Source organism: Ruegeria sp. AD5 (assembly GCF_056542345.1).
In genome coordinates, this window is the sequence record NZ_JBQFZR010000001.1 from 778,172 (window position 1) to 801,737 (window position 23,566).

Here is a 23,566-nt window from a genome sequence, read left to right on the forward strand (position 1 = left end):
CTCCTCTCAATCTTCATCACGCGAGCCGATTACATCCGAAACTTTGATGGTAAAGTCCTGCGGCCAGTCCCCGCCGGGTGCTCGGAAAACGTCAGTTGGATAGTATTCGCGTGGATCGATCTCCATATCACGGTACTTCTGGTCTTGCTGATCTGCTCGGGTGAGCCTCGGATTCGGTAGTGTTATTTCATCCGGAAGCTCAATACGCCCGGCCTCGGCTGCCGCAGCCAGTTCGCGAAACGGTGGTACAGTGCCGGATTTTCCGGGCAGTGCAGCTTTTCTGTACCAGATTGCATCCTTGGTCACATTCACAACGGCAACATCGAGACCCCATTGGAAAAGACCGTCGTAGTGGGCGCGAATACCAGCCAGCATTTCTGCATCGATGTCTTCGTCCTGGGTATAGTGTGTCACCATTCCCAAACGCGGCCTTGTGTCAGCAAAGAGCTTACCCACGGCATAGTGGGAGGTGTGATGCGTATCGATAGTGTAGTTAAAAAGATCCTGTGGGATACCGTATTTGTAGGTCATCAACTGACCAATATCCTGTCCCGACATTTCGGTTACAAAGACATCAACGCCTTCGCCGTATTTCCGTGAAAGCTCATCCGGGCGACCATCGCCGGTCCATACAAAGCTCAGCCCGTTCCAATCGAGCCGATAGCCAACCGCACCGTCCTTGGCATGGCTTCGAGGCCAAGACCGAACAGTCACGCCATCTTCGTCATAAACGATTCCGCCTTCCTGACGGAAATCAAACTCGTTGACTTCGATCTCGTAGCCGTCCCCAATCGGGAACACATCAAAGGCCTCCAGATGCCACTTGAGCATCTGTTGCATGCCTTTGACCATTCCAGCTGTCCCAAGTTCGGGTGTCCGACCAGAGGGACCATGGATGCGTAGTGGCGTGTAACCACCCGACCAAGCACGGAACGGATAAATATAAGGAATATCGGCGTAGTGGTCGACATGAAGGTGAGAGATGAAGATGTCGTTGATCAGCTGCCCCGGCACTTGCATGGCAATGATATTGCGCACACAACCGGATCCAAAATCGAAGAAGAACCTTTTTCCGTTACCCAGCTCGACCATAATACAGGTGCCCGCTTGATCTTCGCGCGGCGGATATGGTGTTGAGCCACAGAATGAGATGCGCATCTCATCTGGCCCCAACTCCTCACTCAGTGGAAAATAGTTCGCGTTTGAACCAGTCATGTATTTCGTAGGACGGAAGTACTCCGGCAAAGATATGCCGCCTGCGGGTCGACCACCATATGGGTTTTTGAGTGTTTCTCCTAGAGGGCCGTCTCCTTCGTGGGCCTCGGCGCTTCCTGCTGCAAACCCAGCTGCCCCTGTCGCAGCTGCTCCAGTAGCCAAGCCCTTTAGAACACTCCGCCGCGACGGGTCTTCAATTTGGTCTGACGCCTGAGCCTGTTTGTCGTCCTGGTCTTTTCTATTGTCTTCCTTGGTCATGGATTGGTCCTCAGTTAAAAGTATCTCACAGTTTGCGCTTCAATATCCGGCGAAGCTCGTTGATGAGTTCAGATTTGATGTGGGCCCATTCGGCGCGCTCTGAGGCCGTGATCGATGCGTCTTTCGAAAACGCAGATGCTTTCTTCAGGTCTTCGATGACCTCGCCGAGAAGCGCGTCCGTTTCGATGCGCCTCGACAGCACATCGGAAAGTTCTGGAATTTCTTCAATCAGGTCCACCGTCACTGGAAAATCCCGAAACCCACTATCTATTCTCAAATCAAGATGAGTGCGGTTGACCGCAAAGGCCAAGTGAGTCACCGTGAGTTGGGGGTGAGTTGACATTGAACAAATCCAACGAATTACCAATAAATCAACATGTTGGACAGCCTTCTCCGGAGCTCATCCGGGAAGCTCTGAGTCGAATTGTATCAAGCGACGGGTTTCAAGCTTCACCCCGACTCACGCAGTTTCTCACCTATATAGTCGAGGAAACTCTATCTGGTCGAAGCGCTCAGATTAGAGGCAAAGCTATCGCTGTTGAGGTCTATGGGCGGCGCATAGATGGTACTGGTGGTCAAAACCTGGTTCGCGTTGAGGCTAGGCGACTGCGTCGTCTTTTACATCAGTTCTACGAAGATCACTGGGACGGCAACGGAGTTCGCATTTTTGTTGATCCCGGCGGATACAAGCCGCGGTTTTCATACGAATCTACAATCGAAGACCGTACATCAAGTGAACTGAAGAGCGACAATCCAGTTGGCCGTTGGCGTTCGCGGCAACTGCTGCCTGGTGGACTAGGTGTTGTTGCATTAGTCACTGTGCTTGGCATCTGGATGAGCCAGGATAACAGGGAGGTTGTGCCGACAACTCGATCCATCGAGAAAGCAGAACGTGTGGCGCTTGGTGAACAATCATTGACGAGACTCCAGGCGGCCAACATTGCAGACCAAGCCCGAGGCATGTTTTTTCCCGTTTTTGATGTCAAACGTCAGCAGATAGCACTGGGAATGTTCCAGCACGCGATGGAACTCGACCCGGCTCTGTCCGACGGCTATGCCGGATCAGCGCAGGTCCTGGCGATCTTAGCGGTGTTGTCGCCGGATGAATCACAAAGGGATGATTTCTCCAATCAAGCTTCAGAAATGTCTGAAAAAGCGCTTCAATTGTCCCCGGCCGGCGCGTGGGCAAACAGCGCAAATGGTTGGGTGCTGGCTGTCAAAGGCCAGCCTAACGAGGCATTGAAATACGCAAGGATGTCGGTCGAACTGGCGCCGAATGATGGCCATATTCTCGATCTTGCAGGTATCTCCGCCATCTTGGCTAACGCCCCGGAATTTGCCGCCGAGGTTAGCAACCCAGATAGACCCAAATCAGGATCCGGGAGGTTTGGTGCGAGAAACATCTGGGGCGTCTCGCAACTTATGCTCGGGAACTACGAAAATGTTGTTGAAGCCTTTCAGGGAGCGCCAGCTGCTGGAGCGCCAGTAAGTGCTCCTTCGCTCTTGTTCCAAGCCGTTGCGCACGATCAGTTGGGAAATTCAGAAGAAGCACGACGGCTCGTTGCTGAAATGCGCAGGACATGGCCTGAGTTTCCGTCCGAATTTCTCGCCGACAGGATTTTCCACAACGACATCAATACGCGGAACATAATACTAGAGGCACTGAGCAGATACTGACGAAACGTATCGCGACTATTGCCTCGAAAAGAGCGTCAAAACCTTTTCAAATAGTTCCGCTTTGAAAGCACAAGGGGATGATAAAATCGGCGGTAGAGCCGGACCACGCCGTCTGTGGATTGAGGGTGGGTTTTGTAGATTTGCAAAGTCTGCTTACTGCGCGTTGGCGACCTTGGTACTGTCCGCAGCAATGGTCCGTTTAGGCTCGCAACTGACTTTCTCTGCGATGTGCCCCAACCAGAAGAAAGAGCCCTGAGCCGTCATTGCTGATCCAACATGGCGCTGCCTACGCATTCGGCAGATCGCTACGCATTTCTGTAATTCGGCCATCCTCAGTTTTTTGGCAAATATCGATCCAACAGAGCGTCGACCAACCCATCCTGAAGTTGGTAACCAGTTGCTTCGTCCACACGCAAAATGTCTTCAAGAATGACAAGTTGTTCCATGCCGGTCGTCATGGACAATCGCTTCGCCAAGTCGTCAATTTCCTTCGGCTCCATCAATGGGTGAACTGGCGCAAGTGCTTCCGAAAAAGCCGCCACTCTTCTGGCGCCACGCATTTTGACAGTTCCATCCTCAAGAGATGCCTTGAGTGATTCAGCTAAAAACTGCCGGAAGTGCGCCTCATGAACCCGAGAAAAATCCAGATAGTAACGCGCAACGACATGTACACGGCTGCTAACGTCATCCAGCCCCTCGAGAAGTTCTGACGTTGGAGTAACTTCAAGATCGAGCGTCGCGTCCAAAGCCAAGACACTTGGGTCAGAAAAGTAGCGATAGACCGTCGCACGGCTGGTTTTGGCGCGTTCAGCGACTTTTGCCAGCGTGACTTCCTTGCCTTCCGACATCAGGTCACGTGCTGCCGAAAGAAGTGCTTCTCGCGTCCGGTTGATTTGATTTGTACGAGGCGCCAATCTCAATCCCTTTGTGATACACTTGTCTCATAAGTAGATATGTGTATCATAAGCGCAGTGTTATTCAAGTAAAGGGAGTCGCAGCAATGACTGAACCTCGCCCGCGAATTTATCATCTTCTTGGGAACCTGCTGACCTTTCACGCCTTTCCCAGTGAGACCGGAGATCGTTGTACTATCATTGAGATAAAGACGGCGCCTGGTGCCGGTGCGCCGCCTAATCATCACGCAGGCGAAGATGAGAGCTTTTATGTGCTCGATGGTGAATTCGAGTTCTTTTTGAATGGCGAGACAGTCAACGTCAAATGTGGTGACTTCGTTAAGGTTCCGGACGGCGCAGTGCACGCCTTTACATGCACCGGAGAGCGGCCTGGCCGGCTACTTTGCATTAACGCCCCCGGCGCGATGCATGACACTTTTTTTACCGAAGCCGGTGAAGCAATGCCTGACGGCACGACTGATATTCCGGCGCCAGATGGACCACCAGACATTCCGGCGATCATGGCTGTGGCAGGTCGAGTGGGAATGACGATCCTGGCGCCTGCGGACGTTCCCAGCTAACGAACGCGCGTGCATAACTCCGGGATGCGAAACGGAGGCTTTGGAACAAAGCTTCTGCCGTACACCCTAACTTGTAATACTGGCTCAGCCCGAAGCCGACATTCACGACGAGACCTTGCGATTCTGGATAGACGACATTGGCGGCGCTTTCCAAAAAATGTCTTCTATGTGAACCAGAGCAATCGTTTAGGCGCAGGTGTGACAGCGGCTTAGATCGTCTGCTATGAGTGCTTGGTTGAATTCGTTTTAGTGTGAGAACGCTCAACTCAGCATTCTTTCCGAAACGTCCTCAAGAAGGGTATGAAGATCGAATTCTTCACCTTTCTCCGCAAGCCCTTTGTCATGCAAAATGAAGGACAGCCCGTGCACGAAACTCCACAACAAAAAACCACGGCGGCGAACTTCGTCTGTGATTCCCGGTTCACCGAGACATTTTGCTACTTCAGTCAAAAGAATCCCGAAACTTTGCTGGCCGCCTTCCTCCAGCCGGGGATCCGCGATGCGGTCTGTGAAGCCGCCAAATTTCAGTCTGAAGATCCCGGGCTCATTTAACGCAAAGGCAATATACTCCATCCCTATGGCAGTAATGCGCTCGGGAGATCCTTCAGGAACGCCTTCCAGCGCAGTAAGCATTTTGTCTCGGTGCCGATCCATTCCCTCAAGGACAGTGGCGACCAGCATTTCTGTCTTGTCTTTGAAGTGCTTGTAAGGTGCCGCAGTCGATACGCCCGCGCGTCTGCACGCCTCGGATACGGAAAAACTGTCCGGACCTTTTTCTTCTACCAACTGTCGGGTTGCTTCGATCAGTGCAGCGCGGAGATCACCGTGATGATAGGCTTTCTTGCTGACGGAAAGACCAGCCGTTTGTCTGCTAGTCGAATGATTTTTTTCGGTGCTGCTCATGATCCAACATGTGCCAGATCACGTATCTCTTGTCAAAGTGAGAACTTCTAACATATGTTAGAGGCGCTAACTTGATGAGGTCCCCAAATGCCGAATCCTGCCAATTCATCTACTGAAGCGACCAAACCGAGCCTATTTGCACATGTGTTACGCGGCACTGTGCGTTTGGGAGTGACCGTCAGTTTTATAGCCGTTGCAGCGGCCGCCGTTCACTTTGGCGCATCCGAGCTCACCCGTAGAGCGGAGGCGGTGCCCGCACCGGATGCCGCCGCTGTGACCCCGGTATCCGTGACGCCGATAACGTCCGAGAGCGCTTACACAGTCGACCGTGTGTTCATCGGGCAGGTCGAACCTCAGCGTTCGGCAGATATCTCTTTCGAGCTGAACGGGACGCTCGATCAAATTCTGGTGGATGAGGGTGACAAGGTTGCCAAAGGTCAACTTCTTGTGACACTGGACATTGCACTGCTGGAGGTCGAACGCGACCGTCTGACAGCATCACGCGATGCCATTGCAGCCCAGCTTGCATTTGCAAGAAAGACGGTCGAGCGAAACGCGAAACTCATTGAACAAGGCTTTACCAGTCAAGCCCGTTTGGACGAAGCCGTTTCTCAGCAAGATGAATTGTTATCCAGAATTGGCGAGTTGGATGCGGCCTTGCGCGATGTTACCGTTCGGATCGAGAAATCCAGTATTGAGGCCCCATTTGCCGGTCAAATAACCGCGCGACACGTGGACGGCGGCGAAACTCTGCGCTCGGGCGAGCTGGTTCTGGGAATGGTCGAGGTCGTGTCGCCGCAGGTTCGGATCGGTGTTCCTCTCGATGTTGATCCGGCGCTTCTGACTGATGTTGAGATCGAAATATCAGCTAAAAGCTACCGGGCTGAGCTTGCAACCTTGCGGCCCGATATTGACCCGGTGACCCGAACCCGCACTGCGCTGTTCGATCTGAAAAACGCTCCCGACGTTGCTTTCGGACAAACCGCACGTGTGCATGTACTCGATCCTGTCCAAAGTGCGGGAACCTGGGTGCCCACAACATCGCTGAAGGAAGGAACGCGCGGGCAATGGACACTGCTGGTTGCCGACGCGCAAAAGACTGTGCGCCTGGCGACGGTCGAAGTGCTGCATGCCGAAGACGACCGCGTCTTTGTGCGTGGCGCGTTTCCGGAAGGCACCGTCCTGATCGATCAGGGTCCGCAGCGGGTGAGCGTTGGTCAGCGCGTCGCCTTCGACACTGGCGAGTAACGGAGCGATCTGATGGAAACCCTTACCTTTCGCCATCCCCGGCTGGTTGCCCTCATCATTTTGGTGCTTGTGTCTGCAGGGCTGTCTTCGTTCCTATCGCTTGGGCGACAGGAAGACCCCACGATCACCAACCTCTTCGCAACCATAACCACGCAGTTTCCTGGCGCAGACCCCGAACGGGTTGAAGCACTGGTTACCGCAGAAATCGAAGAAGAACTGCGAAAGATCGCCGAGGTGGATGAGATCAGTTCTGTCTCCCGCTCGGGCGTGTCGGTCGTTTCTGTTGAATTGCTGGAAACACTAGACGAAGCCACCATTGAGCAGGTTTGGGCCGAGGCTCGGGACGCCGTGGAAGATGCGCGCCAGAACTTCCCGGCAGGAGTATTGCCACCGGAATTCGATGCCGAAGGTATTGCTGCCTATTCCGCTGTCATTGCAGTTGCGGCCGAGGACCTCGACTTCCCGATAACTTTGCTGTCTCGTCATGCCGAAGCATTGGGTGACAGATTGCGCGCGATACCTGCGACACGAGCCGTCGACTATTTCGGTCAGCCAGAGGAAGAGGTGCTCGTAAGTGTCGATATGGACAAGGCCGCTGCGCTTGGGCTTGGCGCCGCCGAGATTTCCCAGCGGATCGCCGAAGCAGATGGGAAGGTTCAGTCTGGGCGGCTGCAATCCGATGTCGACCTAACCATTGGCGTCAGCGGAGAAATTGAGAGTCTGGATCGCATTCGGAGCATCGTCCTGCGTGAAAACGCGGACGGTGCAGTGGTGCAGCTCGGCGATATTGCCAGCGTAGACCGGGGCGCACGCGAACCGCAGTCCTCAATCGCTTTTGCCAACGGGACGCCCTCCGTTTTGGTCGGAATTCTGGCGCAGGACGGCGTGCAGATCGACCGCTGGACAGGCTTTCTACGGGATGAGCTTGAGGCCGGCGCCGCAGCGGTACCTTTGGGCATGCAGGAAATACTGCTGTTTGATCAAAGCCAGTACACGACGGATCGTTTGTCAGAGGTTGGGGTCAACATGGCCATTGGCGTGGCTCTGGTTGTGGCAGTTTTGTTTGTTACGTTAGGTGTTCGGGCAGCCGCGATTGTGGCTTTGGTTTTGCCGGTTGTCTCATTGGCGACCCTGGCGACGATGAACATGATCGGTTTGCCCATTCACCAGATGTCCGTGACGGGTCTGATCGTTGCCCTCGGTCTGCTTGTTGACGCAGCCATCGTGATGACCGATGAAATTCGACGTCGTCTGCAGGATGGGATGGAGCGACTTTCAGCCGTGCGAGATGCTGTTCGCCGGTTGGCCGCGCCTTTGCTGGCGTCGACCGTCACTACAGCGCTTGCCTTCACGCCGATGATCTTGCTGCCGGGACCCGCCGGCGACTTTGTCGGTGCTATCGCTATCGCCGTGGTGCTGATGCTTGTTTGGTCCCTGGTTGTGGCCTTGACTGTGACTCCAGCGATTGCGGGCTGGCTACTGTCCGATCGCCCAGACGCAGGAATGCTGAGCCGCGGTATCAGCATCCCGCCACTTGCCCGTATGTTCGAGGCCTCAATTCGATTGTCAGTCACCAATCCGGTGCGATCTATCGCGTTGGCATTGATCTTGCCGGTGCTTGGCTTTGCGGCCTTTCCAACGCTGACCGCGCAATTCTTCCCGGGCGTCGACCGCAACCAATTCTATATCGAAGTCGACATGCCGGGTGGAACGTCAATTGCCACCACCGAAGCAACCGCCCGCCAAATCGATGAAATGCTGCTGGCTGACGACGGCGTCAAAAGTGTCTACTGGACCGTCGGAGAGTCCGGCCCGGCATTCTACTACAACATCGTTGGAAACCGCTCACGAGAGCCTGGGTTTGCACAAGCTATGATCACGACCGGCACGGCAGACGACGCCGCCCGCCTTGTTGGAACGTTGCAGAGTCGTCTGGATACCGACTTTCCTGACGCGCAGATCATCGTTCGCAGTCTTGTTCAGGGCCCTCCGGTCGCCGCACCGGTTGAAGTCAAAATTCAGGGGCAGGACATCACGGTTTTGCGTGATCTGGGCGACGAGGTGCGTTCAGTCATGGCCAATCTCGATCTGGTAACCCAGGCGCGCGCCAGCGTGAACGGCGGCAACCCACAAATCCGGTTCGAGATTGATGAGGTCAAGGCGCGTCTGCTGGGACTGGATGTGGCGGATATAGCTGGTCAGCTGGACACGGCGCTTGTTGGCATTACCGGTGGATCACTGATCGAAGGGACCGAACAGTTGCCGGTGCGTGTTCGACTGGGTGACGAGGTGCGATCAGACCTAAGCGCCATTGTCAGTATGCCCATCCTGCTGCCCAATGCTGCCGCCGTATCCGCCACAAGTGTTTTCCCTGCTGTGCCGTTGTCGGAACTAGCCAGGCCGGTGATCGAACCAGCGGAAAGCGTCATAACCCGAACGGATGGCGTGCGCGAAAACACTATCCAAGCGTTTATCGTCCCCGGTGTTTTACCCGAAGAGGCGTTGCAAGACGTACTAGAAGCGCTTAATGCGTCCGGATTTGTGTTACCGCAAGGCTATTCGATGTCCTTAGGTGGCGACAGTGATGCCCGATCCAACACCGTGGGCAATCTGCTTGCCTCTGTTGGATTGATTGTCACACTCTCCATTGCGACCATCGTTCTCACCTTTAACTCGTTCCGGCTGACGCTCGTGACCTTGGTCGTGTGCGTGTTGTCTGCAGGCCTTTCAATGCTGTCGCTTGCCGTTATGCAATTCCCGTTCGGAATAACGGCGATTATCGGTGTCATCGGCTCGATCGGGGTTTCGATCAACGCAGCGATAATAATTTTAACCGGGTTGCAACAAGACGTTGACGCAAGCCAAGGCGACCGGGTGGCGATGGCGCGTGTTGTGACTGGTTCAAGTCGGCATATCATCTCGACAACGGTCACAACCTTTGGTGGTTTCCTACCCCTGATCATAGCTGGAGGAGCATTTTGGCCGCCATTCGCCGTTGCAATCGCTGGGGGCGTACTATTGTCGACTGTCGTATCGTTTTATTTCACTCCGCCAATGTTCGCCTTGGTGCATCGTGGAAAGCTTGACCAACCGCTTGAGGAAAACAACCAGCATTCCCAGCCTCAAGAAGCTATTGTTGCGCTTGTGGCAGAGTGAGGATCGAGACTACTTCTCCTTGCAAATTGGTATGTTTCAAAGCCGTCGTTGTTCGAAGCGGGGTTCACTTTCTGCTATGGGCCGCACGCCGGACTTTGCAAAGTCTGGTTTCTGCGCATTGCTGTAATTGGGGCATCGCGCAGCATCGGTCAAAGTGGGCTCAATGCTCTCATCGGAGGCGACGCGGTATCCTGTGGTATGACGTCCGTGTCAACGTCGGGTTGTCGCTTTGGGAGGGCATGGCGGATTGGAGGATCAGTCATGGAAACACCAAACTTACCGGCCATTCGCGCGCTTCGCCCAGCCTGGAATAAAGGTCGCATCGTTGGCCAGAAACGACCGCTGAAGCCAAAGCACGTCTTGGCAATCCGGGTGCGGCTTGAATTGGCGAAGAACCATCGTGATTTAGCTCTGTTCAATATGGCAATCGACAGCAAGCTACGCGGGTGCGACCTTGTGAAGATGAAAGTTGTGGATGTTATGGCGTCTAGCCAGATCAAGGAACGCGCCTCAGTGCTGCAGAGCAAGACGCAGAAGCCAGTCCGGTTTGAGATATCGGAAGGCACCCGCGCGTCCGTCGAGAAATGGATGGAAGACGAATTGATGGTCGGATCAGAGTATCTTTGGCCAGGTCGTTTTCATGAGCGCCTTCATATATCGATCCGCCGGTATGCACGGATTGTTCGGGACTGGGTTACGTCGATCGGACTGGAAACCAGTGCATACGGCACACATTCAATGCGCCGCACGAAAGTTACCCAGATTTACAAGAAGACTGGCACCCTTCGCGCTGTTCAACTTCTGTTGGGACACACAAAGATGGACAGCACGATCAGGTATCTTGGTGTTGAACTAGAGGATGCCCTTGCCATTGCTGAAGCCATTGAAATCTAACTTCTCTGGGTCGTCTAGATGGGCGGCCCAGAGCGGCCTTTCAAACACCAATTCGACGCTTCTAAACCGATCCCCAAAGTGGTCGTTCATAACACAAGCAATAACCGATTGGCAGTAGGCCAGCGTCTTTGGGCGAAGCTGACCTCAGCCGTATTTCCTGTCAAAAAAAAGCGTTTTCGCCACATCCCGAGCAAGTCAAGAGCGCTCTTTTTCCACAACAATGCTTGGTTCATCGTGTATCTCCATATCATACCATTTTGTCTGGTTGGCCGAACCCACCTCCACCTGGCGTCTCCATTACGAAAACATCGCCCGGAAACAGAACTGATTGGTCGTTACCGCCAAGCTCTTGGACCAACCCACTGCTACGGACAATTGCGTTCTGTCCCGTCGCACCCGGGGCGCCGCCAGAGGTACCGTGTGGATGGGTATCCCGGTGGGACGAAAGGACGGTCACGGTTGTTTCTTCCAAGAACCGCAACCGCCTGCGGATACCATCGCCACCCTGGAACGCACCGTTCCCGCCCGAACCAGAGCGGATCGAAAATTCCTCCAACCGTACCGGGAACCGGCTTTCCAGTACCTCCGGGTCCGTCATGCGGGTGTTTGTCATGTGGCTGTGTACTGCGCTGGTACCGTCAAAGCCCTTGCCAGCTCCGGTCCCTCCGCAGATGGTTTCGTAATTTTGATAGGTGGCATTGCCGTAGACAAAGTTGTTCATCGTGCCCTGGCTGCCTGCAACAACCCCAAGTGCACCATAAAGGGTGTCCGCAATGGCTTGCGAGACTTCCGTATTGCCGGAAATGACAGCCGCAGGCGCGTTGGGATTGATCATCGTTCCCGCTGGAACAATCAGATTCAGAGGTTTCATACAGCCTTCGTTCATCGGGATATCGCTGCCGACCAACGTTCGGAACACGTACAAGACAACGGCACGGCAAATCGCCAGTGGTGCATTGTAGTTGAGCGGCGATTGACCGGATGTGCCCGAAAAATCGATGGTGGCGGTTCGGGATGCCTTGTCTACCGAGATTGCAACTTCGATTTTTGCTCCTCCGTCCAATGGGTAGGAAAAGCTGCAATCTCGCAAGACGTCGAGAACCTGTCGCACGCTTTCCTCAGCGTTGTCCTGCACATGCCTCATGTAAGCGTGGACCGTCGGCAGACCAAACTGTTCCGATATTTTGCGCAGTTCAGCTGCTCCGGTTTCATTCGCCGCAATCTGTGCAGCAAGATCCGCCATGTTCTGATCGACATTGCGACATGGGTAACGCCCCGACGCCAACAGATCGCGCGCCGCATCGGCTTGCAACTCACCCTGATCGACCAGCAAGAAATTGTCGATCAACACGCCTTCTTCTTCTATGTGGCGACTATCGGGTGGAGCCGACCCAGGAGTTTTACCTCCGATATCAGCGTGATGGCCGCGCGAGGCGACGGTGAACACAATATTACCACCTGCTTCGTCAAAAACCGGGGTTATGACGGTAACGTCGGGAAGGTGGGTGCCGCCATTATAGGGGTTGTTCATCATGAACACATCGCCAGGACGGATTTTGCCCTTGTTTTGACATAGGATCGTACGAACACTTTCCGACATCGAGCCCAAGTGCACGGGCACATGCGGTGCGTTGGCAACCAGATCACCGTTTTGGTCAAATATCGCGCAAGAAAAGTCGTACCGTTCTTTGATATTCACTGAATACGCCGTATTCGCGAGCGTTGCCCCCATCTGTTCGGCTATAGACATGAAAAGGTTGTTAAACACTTCCAGCATAACCGGATCGACATTTGTGCCGACTGCTTCAACCCGCTGCAGCGGTGTTTCACGCGTCAGGACCAGGTTGCCACCGCTCAGACAGGTGGCGGTCCAACCGTCTTCAACGACATTTGTTCCAGTTGGTTCGGTCAAGATCGCCGGGCCTTTGATCGATTGACCAATGCCAAGCTGCGTCCGATCAACAAGGGGAACCTGTTGGTGGTGCCCGCTGCAATAAAGCGTCACCGGAATCCGAGCGGCATTAGTTGCGTCACTATCGGGCAAAGTGACCTGCTCACCCGTCTTTCCAATAGCCTCTGTCACCAGCATTTCGATGATCAGATCGCTGGTATCCGGCGCGAATCCAAAGCGCTGCTTGTGCGACACGACAAATGCGTCGCGCATCGAAATCGGGTCGGAAAATGGCACCGACAGACTTTGCTGAGCGTCCGCGGGACGGATATGGGCAGTTGCTGAGATCGAGATATCTACCTCTGCCACGCCCTGCGCCGCAACCTCAGCCCTGGCGGACTTCGCCAGAACATCGCAGATGTTCTGTGCCTCTGGATCCAGAATAGAGGACTGGAACTGATGTTCCCGGATCGCTGTGATGTCCGCCAAACCCATACCAAAGGCTGACAAAACGCCTGCATACGGGTGAATGAATATCCGTTCCATCCCCAACGCGTCGGCGACCAGACAGGCGTGCTGTCCCCCAGCGCCGCCAAAGCAATTCATAGTGTATTTGGTGACGTCGTAACCGCGTTGCACACTGATTTTCTTGATCGCGTTCGCCATGTTCTCGACAGCGATCCGCAAGAAGCCCTGGGCAAGTTCCTCAACTGATTTATCCGTGCCCATTTCAGCCGCCAGAGCTTCAAATTTTCTGCGCACAATTTCCTTATCCAACGGTTCGTTGCCTTCATGGCCGAAAACCGAAGGAAAATGCTCGGGCTGCAGTTTACCAAGCAAAACATTGCAGTCGGTGACGGTCAGCGGGCCACCGCGTCTATAGGCAGCAGGTCCGGGGTTGGCACCGGCACTTTCCGGCCCGACCTGCATCCTGCCATCGCGAAAGGACAGGATGGAACCGCCACCTGCAGCGACCGTATGGATTGACATCATCGGAGCGCGCATCCGAACGCCGGCAACTTCGGTTTCAAAGGATCGTTCATATTCACCGGCATAGTGACACACGTCCGTAGACGTGCCGCCCATGTCGAAACCAATCAGTTTGTCAAAGCCATGATCGGCAGCGGTGCGTACCATCCCGACGACTCCGCCCGCTGGTCCGGACAAAATGGCATCACGACCCTGGAAGAGATCCGCGTCGGTCAAGCCGCCGTTAGACTGCATGAACATCAATTGATCACACCCGCCTTCATCGGCGCCCAGAGCTGTCGCTACCTGCTCTACGTATCGACGAAGAATGGGTGACAAATAGGCATCAACCACTGCGGTGTCTCCGCGGCCCACCAGTTTGATCAGCGGGCTCACCTCGTGGCTAAGCGAGATTTGTGGAAACCCAACGGCACGCGCCAGCTCACCAATCAGTTTTTCATGACTGGGATGCTGAAAGCTGTGCATAAGCGCGACAGCGACGGAACGATATCCTTCCGAATAGGCCTTTTCCAACGCGGTTTTCGTTTTGTCGATATCCAGCTGTGTCACGACCTCGCCATCTGCCGCGACACGTTCCTCGACTTCGACTACGTCTTCGTACAGAAGCTCGGGCAGCTGGATGTTCAGGTCGAACAGGCGCGGACGGTTCTGATACCCGATCCGCAAAAGATCGCGCAGCCCCTTCGTTATGAACAGAATGGTTCGTTCGCCTTTCCGTTCCAGCAGCGCGTTGGTCGCGACCGTGGTTCCCATCTTTACCGCACGAATTGACCCTTTTGGGATGTCCTGATCGCTTTCCAGACCCAGCAATTCACGAACACCTTGTACAGCGGCGTCGGCATAGCGTTCAGGATTCTCGGACAGCAACTTATGTGTCTGCAAACTTCCATCCGGCTTGCGTGCAACGATGTCGGTGAACGTGCCACCCCGATCTACCCAAAACTGCCACATGGACATAACTCCTCTGCTTGCCGGCCAAACCGGCATTGAATTTCATGAAGGGGGAAGGAAGCCTCGGCGGTTTAGTACACCAAGGAAGGCAACCAGGTTGCGAGCTTCGGAAAAACCAAAAGAAGCCCGAGCATGACGAACATGGTAACAACAAATGGCAATGCGCCGCGGATCACATCCATCATCGGTCCTGCTTTCCTGATCCCTTGCACCACATAAAGGTTGATCCCTATCGGCGGTGTGATCAGAGCGGTTTCCAGAAGTACCATCAACAAGATGCCAAACCACACCGGATCAAAACCCAGCGCCACAACGATCGGGGTAACCAGCGGCGCCATGGTCAACAGCATGGACAACGTCTCCATGAAGCAGCCGATCAGGATCAGCACCGCGACGATCATCAACATGGTTTGCATTGGGCTCCAGCCCAGCCCTGTGACAAAATCGGTCAAAGCCTGGGTCAGGCCGATTATTGAAAGGACAAAGTTCAGGAACACCGCAGCTATAATGATCAGCATGATCATGGCGGTCGTGCGCATTGTGCCTTCGATTGCGTGACGCATGGTTTCCATCGACATCTTGCCGTTGAACGCCGCAAGCGCCATCGAGGCAACAACGCCCAATGCTGCGGCTTCGGTAGGCGTAGCCAGACCTGCGTAAATCGAGCCGACGACCACCATGAAGATGCCAAGAGGGGGGATCAGTGCAGGAAGCGCAGCAAGCCGCTCTGCCCAGCTGTGGCGTAATTGGTCCCCGCCCCATTCCGGCCTGATCATGCATGCCACAACGACGGTTGCCATGAACAACAGTGCCAGCAGAAATCCAGGCAGAAAGCCCGCCAGATACAGTTCCGGCACCGAAGTATTGGTCAACAAACCATATAGGATCAGGTTGATCGAAGGCGGGATGAGAATGCCGAGCGTTCCTCCGGCAGCCACGGTGCCGAGAAACAGCCGCTCGTTGTAACCCCGTTTTTTGATCTGCGGCACAGCCACCGTTCCGATGGTTGCGGCTGTGGCTACGGATGACCCAGACGTGGCCGCGAACAGGGCCGAGGATCCGATATTGGAATGCATCAACCCACCCGGCAACCATCCAAGCCATTTGACAATACCGTCGTACATCCGTTCGGTGATGCCAGCACGCAAAAGGATCTCTCCCATCATTACGAACATCGGGATTGCCACCAGCAGAAAGTCCGTGCTGGTCTGCCATGCCATATCCGATATTGCGCGGTGCAACGGCATCGGGCTGTCGGTCCATTGCAGGATCAGGCCCAGCCAACCCAACGAGGCGGCAATAGGAACGGCCAAACCGATGAGGGCAAGTAGGATCAGGAGTGTCTTGATCAGCATCGGTCTATACCGTCTCGTCTTCTATTTGTTCGTCCAGGGATTTCACGCCGATCAGGTCCTGCACTCCGGCCAGATCGCCTCGTAAGTATTGTCTGATCGCGGCCAGAGCGATCAGAACGCCCGAGCCTACAAAGAACATCCAACCCAAGAGCCACGGTATCTGGGGAATGGCCAACGGTACGCGCATCGGAGTAATCGACCGGGAACCGTTAGCCAGCGTGTCGGCCACCATACCCCACACCATCACAACGATGACCAAGGCAAATCCTGTCAAAAGCACGAGGCCAAACAGGTTGATAATTGGGTGCAGCACCTTGGGAATTGCTCCGAGCAGGGCGTCAACCCGGATATGCGCGCGTTCAAACAGCGCAAAAGACATCGCCAACGCGGTTGCCACACCGAAGGCATAGCCCGAGATTTCGTCCGCCCCGCCCAGCGAGATGTTGAAAACTTTGCGTAGAAAGACTTCGAGAGTGATGAGGAAGGCCGAAAACACGATCAGTGTACCACCCAGCCACGTCATCCAAAGGCTCAGCCTTCGCGCGCCGCCTAAGAGCTTGTCTAACATTTTGATTACCTGATGTTTTGTGGTGGGGCGGCGGGAGTTTGACCGCCCCACTGAATCGGCCGGATTACTTGGCTTCGGCTTTCAGGCCAAGGATCGGGCCAACGGTTTCATTCCAGTTTGCAGCACAATCGGCGCCGCAGCGTTCCGCCCAACGGGCCAGCACGACATCGGTCGCGATCTTGTCCCGTGCGGTCAAATCGTCTGCCGTGGGTTCGACGAGCGTCATGGATCCGGCTTCACCGATTTCACATGTGCCGCCGGTGATGCAGGAAATCGCAATATCATCTTCGGTTGCCGTCTCTGCCCACATGGAGTCCGTCAGAACCGCGAGTTCGGTTTCCAAGAGTGCCTGTTGTTCTGGCGTCAGGCTGTTCCATTTGTCCAGGTTCATGGCTCCGAATGCCAGACCCCAGCCAACACGCAAGGTATAGGCATGAGTGGCCACCTGGTTCCACTTGGCCGTATAGGCTGACATGGTGCCGGTGATCGCGCAGTCTACGACACCTTTTTCCAGCGCCGGAATAACCTCGGAGAAGGCGACAGTTACGGATGTGCCCCCGACACCTTCTACAAAATCACCCAAAGTCGTCGAGTAGACGCGGATCTTTTTGCCTTCCAGATCGGAAATTCCGTTCACTTCAGCGTTGCACCAAAGGGTTTGGCTTGGGAACGGGTACAGCATAAGCAGCTTGGCGTTGTAGATCTCTTCGAACGCCGAGGACAACGTGTCGAAATAGGCGTCGGCCACCTTACGCTGCGTGTCGATGTCCTGTGTCAAAGTGGACAGATCAGCGCCTTCGAAAATCGCATTTTCGGCGGCGACGTAGCCGGGCAAGCCAAAGGCAAAGTCGAAGACACCGTTCTTGACCATGCGCATGATCTCGAAGCCCTTTAGCCCCAAACCGGATTGCGACTGGATTTTTCCGACTATTTCGCCGCCCGATGCCTCGTTGAGCCGTTGGTTAAAGAATGGCTCTTCGTGTTTTTGGTAGTTGGTCAGGCTGGACCACGTTCCTACTGCGTTCAAAACCACGGGGTTGTCGGCAATGGCTGCGGTTGCTGAAACAGCGAGCGCGCCGAGCGTTGTTGCGAGTTTCTTCATCTGGTTTCTCTCCTGTTGTATCATCTTGATTGGTAGATTGGTGTTTCGGCGTCATCAGCGATGTCGGTGATCAGCATGTGACCCGGCTTGTGTGTGATCGCGATTGAAGGTTTGGCATTCTTGATCGCAGCCTGAGGTGTGACGCCACAAGCCCAAAACATTGGCGTGGTTCCGTCCGGGACCGGAGCCGGATCGCCCCAATCCGGGCTGCTAATGTCGGCAATCCCAATGATCGCAGGATCGCCCCAATGCACCGGACCGCCGTGCGCCAAAGGAAACTTGCGCGAGATTTCGACAACCTCGTCGACCCTTGCATTAGGGATCGTCCGCATACTGACAACCATTGGCCCCTCGAAAGGACCAGATTTGATCGTTTGGATATTGGTCACGAACATCGGCACTGTGCGGTCGTTTTCGATGTGCCAGAGCGGTACGCCGGCCTGTTGCAATGCATGTTCGAAAGTGAATGAGCACCCCAAAGCGAACGCCACAAAATCATCGCGCCACAGTTGCTTGAGATCATGAACCGTGTCGACGTGGATGCCGTCGCGATATACGTAGTAAGCCGGAGTATCGGTGCGGATATCGATATCACTGCCCAAGGTGTCCATGTTCGGATTGCCTGTGTCGGAAACACCAACAATCGGACAGGGTTTTGGATTTCGCTGGCAGTAGCGCATGAAATCCAACGCGTAAGGTTCAGGCAAAATCGCCAGGTTGGCCTGCAGGGTATTTCCGCCCAAACCGGCAGTGTGCCCGCGATAGGCCTGTGACCTGATCTGCGCGCGCACAGACGCAGTTGTCGCAGATTTTAGTGGCTCAAATAGATCGTTCATCACGACGCCTCCCTCATTTGGAATACGTTCGTGTGACCGAGGCATAAAATCAAATTGTATTATTTTTGGTTTCTACATAAAAGTTTTTTATGCTTTTCGAAGTGCTATTTCCTTGGCAATACCCGCTGCAGCCTCAAGCAGATGGTTGCGTGGATCACCCAGATAAGACGCAGAAAATTGAAGGGGTTCGGGAACCCATCCCGGGTTGAATTCGACCAGTTTTCCCTCTTGCACCATTTTTTTCGCCAGCGAGATCGGGAGGGCGCCTACGCACAGCCCAGCCTCAACCATCCGAAAACAAGATGACAATGAGGAGGACGGGAACAGGGAGATTCCGGAACCGAATCGTTCGAACAGAGCGGCCCTCAATTCCCGGTACGGCCGAGTGTTCTTGGCGTAGGTCGCGATAGGAATGCCAGCCAGATCAACATCTTTTCCAACAGGTCCACCCGACGCTTGGAACCATGCCAGTGGCACATCCGGCAATACCACGTTGTCAACCGTGTAGTCTGAGATCGGCCCGAGCAGGATACCCAGGTCAATTTCACGCCCCAGCAACTGGTCCCGTAGGTTCAATGAAATGTCGACGCTGATCTCGATCTTGAGAGAGGGGTACTTTGCGCGCAACGCTCCGACGAATTCGGGCAACCAGCTTTGTGCGATGGTTTCGGACACGCCAAGGCGGATCAACCTGTCAACGGCACTCGTGTCCACAACGTGCTCTTCGACCAGATCGGAAAGGTGCTGAAATTGCTCGGCATAGTGGACCAGCATATCCCCACGCTTGGTCAGGCGCATCCCGGCGCTTTCACGTTCGAACAACGACGTCCCCAAGGCGTCCTCCAGCGACTTAATGCGCGTAGTCACGGCAGGCTGCGTCAGGTTAAGCACTTCCGCTGCCTTGCTGACGCTACCGAAGCGTACAACAGCAAGAAACGTCTGTAGATGTTCGAGTTTGAGCCGAGACACGTTGATCGCTTTCTGGTGAGACCGGCCTTGATCTTACTATCGTATTGTCGACGTTCAAATTGTCTGTGGTTAGAGATGATGAAGTTGCTAAAGTTTTGTCGAAAACTGAACATTTCATTGAGTGTAATATGGGAATTGATCCGTTAGTGAACCAAGGGTTTTTGCTGTCATGCCCTCGCAGCTAATTGACTGAGTAAAAACCCTAAATTGAATGGCAGCTTTCAATCTTGTGAAGACCTGTTTGCTCACGCAGCGAACTACCGCTTTCCGCCGATTCATTAGAATAACAACGCGTTCTTGCGCAAATAGTAAAGGCGCAGCCTGCTCCGCTGCACCTGTTTTGGGGCAGCGGGATTTGGACAAGCCAAACGCCCCTGGCCATCAGGGGTAAGGCGCTGCCTTCCCCCTCGGGCAACCCTATTAGACAACACCGTGTCCTCGGCTACGCTTGCGGGCCGCACCACTATTGTCGAATAGCATTGCCTCGCCCCCATCCGCGTTCGCCACGTGGCAGATTAGCAGGAACAGGCGCCTTCGGCGTCTGATCTGCAAATCAGCCCTGATTTTCCCAATGGAGAAGTCAGGATCATTGAAACCGGTCTAGGTGCTGGATGAAGGAAGTGAGGCGAAAATGGCAAGGTTCTGTCGCTGCTGGCAGAACTATGTGTCGCCTGACAGGGAAATGTGGGACGTCACTGATCTTTGACTCAATCGACATCCAAAACCTCAACAAATCGGCCGATCACGTCATCCATTTCTGACCCAAACGTCAAGCAATTCTGACCCAGAGCGAGCAGAACCCCCTCATCGGCACTGCTAACGATAGTCGCCGAACCAGCTTGCCAAATAGCCCGTTTCCGGGCTTTAAACACAAGCGCTTTAGTAAGGCGCCTTTGACAGCGTCATCAAAAAAGCAACTAAGTCTGCAATCTCTTGCTCAGACAAATTCAATTGCGAGAGAATGGCTTCACCGTCGGCGTGCAGCCTTTCCGTATTGATTTTGCTGTAATGCCGGATCACAGCGTTCAGATCCCTTAGGCTGCCGTCGTGCGTGTACGGTGCGGTTTCAGCCACTCCGCGCAGGCTGGGCGTGCGGAAGGTTCCAAAATCAGCGTGGTTCCGGCGTACATTTCGAACCGCCCAAGCACCTTGCTTATCCGGATCGTCATTCCAGTCGCCGTCTAGTGTATAGGGGCTTGAGAGCAAAAAAATCAATCCACCAAACCGACCTTCGTCAACCTCGGTTTCATTCAGAAAGTATGGTACACCGGCATCGTGGAACTCATTGTTGGAAAACCTCGGGCCGTTGTGGCAAAACACGCAATTCCCGCGCCCTAAGAACAGCTGAAGACCTCGCTGGGCTGCTTCGGGGTAGTACGCAGCCGCTGGAAAATCTCGACGCTCTAAGGCATCGCGAAAATCGTCAAACTGCGTCCGGTCGGTAACCAAAGTCTCCAAGTAAGCCGAAAGAGATTTTGCAGTATTCACCAGAACAAGCTCTGGGCCTTGATCTTGGATGACGCCAAAAATAGCTTCAAAGTCATCAATGTAGGCACTTTCAGAGATTGCTGTTTTTAGGCTTTCGGGGCTGTGCGCCATCTCTTGCTCTTCGATGATCGGATGCAGGCTGGCTGCCCAAAGGTTATCGCTTTTGCCACCCCACCCATACCAGCGGAGTCCGGCCAGGTTCCGCAGTGATGGAGTGTTTCGATCTAACAGTACACGGCCGAGCGCCCGCGCCTCTGGAGTTGTAAATGCCTGTTCCGGATCATGACAACTTGCGCAAGAAAATGCACCGTCGACGGACAACACCGGATCGTTGAATAAGGCCTCTCCAAGCGCGATCGCTCTGGCATTGTTCGAAACTCTATTGCTTGGGTCCGAATGGAAGGATGGTGGCCAAGGCCCAAAGGAAAGCGTTTGTTCAATTTCGTCTGCAGACAACAAGACCTCTGCACGCACTGCACCTGTCAGGGCTATTAGCGCAGCTGTAAACCACAGTTTCATTTCAGCGTAATTTCTGACGAGTAGAAAATTGATTGGCCATTGATGTCGACATCGACCTGCAGCTCCCACAAACCCGGCATGTGAAACAGCATATCATCAACGCGGAACGCTCCGCCGCCCAAGGCGGTAACTTTGGGGGTATAGTTCATACCGTGTCGATGAGCGGGCATGGTTGCATCCACACGCATTTGGCCCACGGCAGTTTCACTACAAATAGAAACCAGTACGGAAAACGGTCGAGCCAACGGGATTTCATCGACGGACAGATAAACCTCGGGTGCGTTTTGAACTTCCGAATTCATACGTTGCCCAGTTACGTCACAAGCAAAAGCCGTGCTGGACCAAATCATAAACCAGACAGCGCTGCGGATCATTCTGATGCCAGCAAACGTTCTGCGTTGGCATAGGCGATGTTGTCCGCAATCTGGTCCGGCAGCAAATCCAGCCATTCACGCGAAAAATCTGCGTGGGGGCCGACATAGTACCAGCGTTCCGGCGCAAATGTATCCGTACCGACCATAAACCGATCGGGATGGGCTTCGAACGCAGCCTTCCAATTCGGGTCGATACTGCCTCGTGAGACCATGTCTGAACGAAATGCCAAATCGGCCCAAAGCCTGGGATAGGTGTCCAGCGCGTCAACAACACTCGCCGGATCATCAAAGCCAGAGTGGGCCCACAGTACCCGAGCTTCAGGCCAGGTTTCGAAGATCAGGTCAACTGCCTCTCGATCGCCGTGGTGGTGTAGAATGAGGTTCCGCTCTTTCGCCAGTGCAATCATGCGCTGGATAACCGGCGTCTTAATGTCGTCTCCGTAAGCGTGAAACTCGCCTATGGCTTCGTAGTCGTTCTTGGCTAGGTTTTCTTCCAAATAGTCAATTACAGTTTCATCGTGCATCCATGTGTTGATTTCACCGCGACGACGGTACGGGCGCAGTGCTGGAACGACGATGTCCGGTGCCGCGGCTAACAAAAGCTGAGTGCCATTGTCATCCGAGCTGGAAACCAGTGCTTTCCGCACGCCCGCATCCCGAAGGATTTTAGCCACCTGTTCTGGTGGCACCAGTTTGACGGCGTCGTGGCTGTAATGAATATGCGCGTCAAAGATCGGGCGCTCTTGTGCGATGGCACTGCTGCAAAACAGCGCGGCACTCAAAATGCAGATGTGTTTCAGCACCACATGCCTCCTCGAAACTATTCAGAATCTGGCAAGCGTCACGTCGAATTTCACGTGCAAGAATGGTTCGGTGATCGTACCAGAAAGCTCCATGCCGTCCGGAAATTCTGAAGCCGGCCGTTCGACATAGGTCATCACCAGATCGTCCCGAACTCCAAACACCGTGTCCTGATCTAAATAAGGATCGTCGTCGGGGAATATCTCGGTCACCAAAGAACGGTAGCCAGGAGCCTTGACGATGTAGTGTAGGTGCGAAGGCCGCCAAGGATGGCGCCCACACGCCCGTAGGATGTCTCCGACGGGTCCATCCGACGGAACCGTGTATTCCACCGGTTTGACCGTGGTGAACGCATATTTTCCATCCTCCCCAACCGTCATCAGAGCGTGGAATGAATAGGTGTCCTGTTCTTCGTCCTGGCTTGCATACATTCCATTCGGCGCGGTTTGCCAGATATCCAGTTCTGCACCGGAAATCGGATTACCATCGGTGTCCCGGATCACGCCTTCAGCAAGCAGCACAGGTCCGCCGTAGTGGCGCTTCATATCCCCGCCGAATGGCAGAGGCGGCGCGCCAGAGACATGGAAAGGGCCAAGTACGGATGAACTTGTTGCATCAGAACTTGAATGCAACATGTCCACCAATGACGAAAGGCCTAGCACATCCGAGGCGAGCACGAACTCATGCCTGTCCTCTGATTCCACGGCGGCGCATCCCTCCAGAAACGCAATCCCGGCGCGCCATTCGTCATGTGTCAAGTTGGTTTCCCGCGCGAAGTCATGGAGGTGTTTGACCAGAGACCCCATGATTTCTCTCATCCGCGGATCGGTGTCCTTGGACAGGTATCCCATGAACACGTCGGTGATATTGTCTTTGGTAACAGAGCGCATCTGCGCC

Annotated in this window: 20 protein-coding genes; 5 read left to right on the forward strand and 15 right to left on the reverse strand. The window is 54.4% G+C overall.

The window, feature by feature from the left end:
- Positions 1-6: 6 nt before the first annotated feature.
- Positions 7-1,473, reverse strand: a complete 1,467-nt coding sequence (gntH, locus tag ACR0JG_RS03905) for a guanitoxin biosynthesis MBL fold metallo-hydrolase GntH (protein WP_480439619.1) — start codon at positions 1,471-1,473, stop codon at positions 7-9.
- Between the two features lie 25 nt (positions 1,474-1,498).
- The gene (locus ACR0JG_RS03910; protein ID WP_170425473.1) at positions 1,499-1,783 is read right to left on the reverse strand and encodes a hypothetical protein; all 285 of its coding nucleotides are present in this window, start codon (positions 1,781-1,783) and stop codon (positions 1,499-1,501) included.
- 32 nt (positions 1,784-1,815) lie between these two features.
- Between ACR0JG_RS03910 and ACR0JG_RS03915 the strand changes: the two genes are divergently transcribed.
- Positions 1,816-3,150, forward strand: coding sequence for a tetratricopeptide repeat protein (locus ACR0JG_RS03915; protein ID WP_480567624.1), 1,335 nt, complete (start codon positions 1,816-1,818; stop codon positions 3,148-3,150).
- Positions 3,151-3,303: 153 nt separating this feature from the next.
- Here the strand turns inward: ACR0JG_RS03915 and ACR0JG_RS03920 are convergent, their stop codons facing one another.
- Positions 3,304-3,444 (reverse strand): hypothetical protein, encoded by a 141-nt coding sequence (locus tag ACR0JG_RS03920; RefSeq protein WP_480567625.1) that lies wholly within the window; start codon positions 3,442-3,444, stop codon positions 3,304-3,306.
- A 38-nt stretch (positions 3,445-3,482) separates the two neighbouring features.
- Positions 3,483-4,070 carry a TetR/AcrR family transcriptional regulator gene (locus tag ACR0JG_RS03925; protein WP_480459829.1) on the reverse strand — a complete coding sequence of 196 codons (588 nt, stop codon included), beginning with the start codon at positions 4,068-4,070 and terminating at the stop codon, positions 3,483-3,485.
- 80 nt (positions 4,071-4,150) lie between these two features.
- Here ACR0JG_RS03925 and ACR0JG_RS03930 point away from each other — a divergent pair, with 80 nt between their 5' ends.
- Positions 4,151-4,624: a cupin domain-containing protein gene (locus ACR0JG_RS03930; RefSeq protein ID WP_480459832.1), complete on the forward strand. Its 474-nt coding sequence runs from the start codon at positions 4,151-4,153 to the stop codon at positions 4,622-4,624.
- Positions 4,625-4,885: 261 nt separating this feature from the next.
- Here ACR0JG_RS03930 and ACR0JG_RS03935 read toward each other — a convergent pair whose 3' ends face one another.
- Entirely contained in the window at positions 4,886-5,527 is a 642-nt protein-coding gene (locus ACR0JG_RS03935) for a TetR/AcrR family transcriptional regulator (protein WP_170734049.1), read from the reverse strand.
- 171 nt (positions 5,528-5,698) lie between these two features.
- Between ACR0JG_RS03935 and ACR0JG_RS03940 the strand changes: the two genes are divergently transcribed.
- From ACR0JG_RS03940 to ACR0JG_RS03950, 3 genes are all read left to right on the forward strand, one after another.
- On the forward strand, positions 5,699-6,775 hold the full coding sequence (locus tag ACR0JG_RS03940; protein WP_170734048.1) for an efflux RND transporter periplasmic adaptor subunit: 1,077 nt from the start codon (positions 5,699-5,701) through the stop codon (positions 6,773-6,775).
- 12 nt (positions 6,776-6,787) lie between these two features.
- Complete coding sequence (locus ACR0JG_RS03945) at positions 6,788-9,931, forward strand: efflux RND transporter permease subunit (protein WP_480567628.1); 3,144 nt, start codon at positions 6,788-6,790, stop codon at positions 9,929-9,931.
- A 261-nt stretch (positions 9,932-10,192) separates the two neighbouring features.
- Positions 10,193-10,825, forward strand: coding sequence for a tyrosine-type recombinase/integrase (locus ACR0JG_RS03950; protein ID WP_480567631.1), 633 nt, complete (start codon positions 10,193-10,195; stop codon positions 10,823-10,825).
- A 247-nt stretch (positions 10,826-11,072) separates the two neighbouring features.
- On the opposite strand, the gene ACR0JG_RS03955 is transcribed toward ACR0JG_RS03950, so the two are convergent.
- From ACR0JG_RS03955 to ACR0JG_RS04000, 10 genes are all read right to left on the reverse strand, one after another.
- Entirely contained in the window at positions 11,073-14,657 is a 3,585-nt protein-coding gene (locus ACR0JG_RS03955; RefSeq protein ID WP_480567634.1) for a hydantoinase B/oxoprolinase family protein, read from the reverse strand.
- A gap of 71 nt (positions 14,658-14,728) precedes the next feature.
- Positions 14,729-16,012, reverse strand: a complete 1,284-nt coding sequence (locus ACR0JG_RS03960; protein ID WP_010441863.1) for a TRAP transporter large permease — start codon at positions 16,010-16,012, stop codon at positions 14,729-14,731.
- A gap of 4 nt (positions 16,013-16,016) precedes the next feature.
- Positions 16,017-16,580, reverse strand: coding sequence for a TRAP transporter small permease subunit (locus tag ACR0JG_RS03965; protein ID WP_480439428.1), 564 nt, complete (start codon positions 16,578-16,580; stop codon positions 16,017-16,019).
- 64 nt (positions 16,581-16,644) lie between these two features.
- Entirely contained in the window at positions 16,645-17,682 is a 1,038-nt protein-coding gene (locus ACR0JG_RS03970) for a TRAP transporter substrate-binding protein (protein ID WP_480567638.1), read from the reverse strand.
- Between the two features lie 20 nt (positions 17,683-17,702).
- Positions 17,703-18,518, reverse strand: coding sequence for a putative hydro-lyase (locus ACR0JG_RS03975; protein ID WP_480567641.1), 816 nt, complete (start codon positions 18,516-18,518; stop codon positions 17,703-17,705).
- Positions 18,519-18,605: 87 nt separating this feature from the next.
- Positions 18,606-19,487, reverse strand: a complete 882-nt coding sequence (locus ACR0JG_RS03980; RefSeq protein WP_480567644.1) for a LysR family transcriptional regulator — start codon at positions 19,485-19,487, stop codon at positions 18,606-18,608.
- An 879-nt stretch (positions 19,488-20,366) separates the two neighbouring features.
- Positions 20,367-21,494: a cytochrome-c peroxidase gene (locus ACR0JG_RS03985; RefSeq protein WP_480567647.1), complete on the reverse strand. Its 1,128-nt coding sequence runs from the start codon at positions 21,492-21,494 to the stop codon at positions 20,367-20,369.
- Positions 21,491-21,868, reverse strand: coding sequence for a hypothetical protein (locus tag ACR0JG_RS03990; RefSeq protein WP_170716473.1), 378 nt, complete (start codon positions 21,866-21,868; stop codon positions 21,491-21,493). Before ACR0JG_RS03990 ends, ACR0JG_RS03985 begins: the two co-directional genes overlap by 4 nt.
- Entirely contained in the window at positions 21,865-22,671 is an 807-nt protein-coding gene (locus ACR0JG_RS03995; protein ID WP_480567649.1) for an amidohydrolase family protein, read from the reverse strand. The genes ACR0JG_RS03990 and ACR0JG_RS03995 overlap by 4 nt, the downstream gene beginning before the upstream one ends.
- Positions 22,672-22,692: 21 nt before the next feature.
- Positions 22,693-23,559: a dioxygenase family protein gene (locus ACR0JG_RS04000; protein WP_171614803.1), complete on the reverse strand. Its 867-nt coding sequence runs from the start codon at positions 23,557-23,559 to the stop codon at positions 22,693-22,695.
- Positions 23,560-23,566 lie beyond the last annotated feature (7 nt).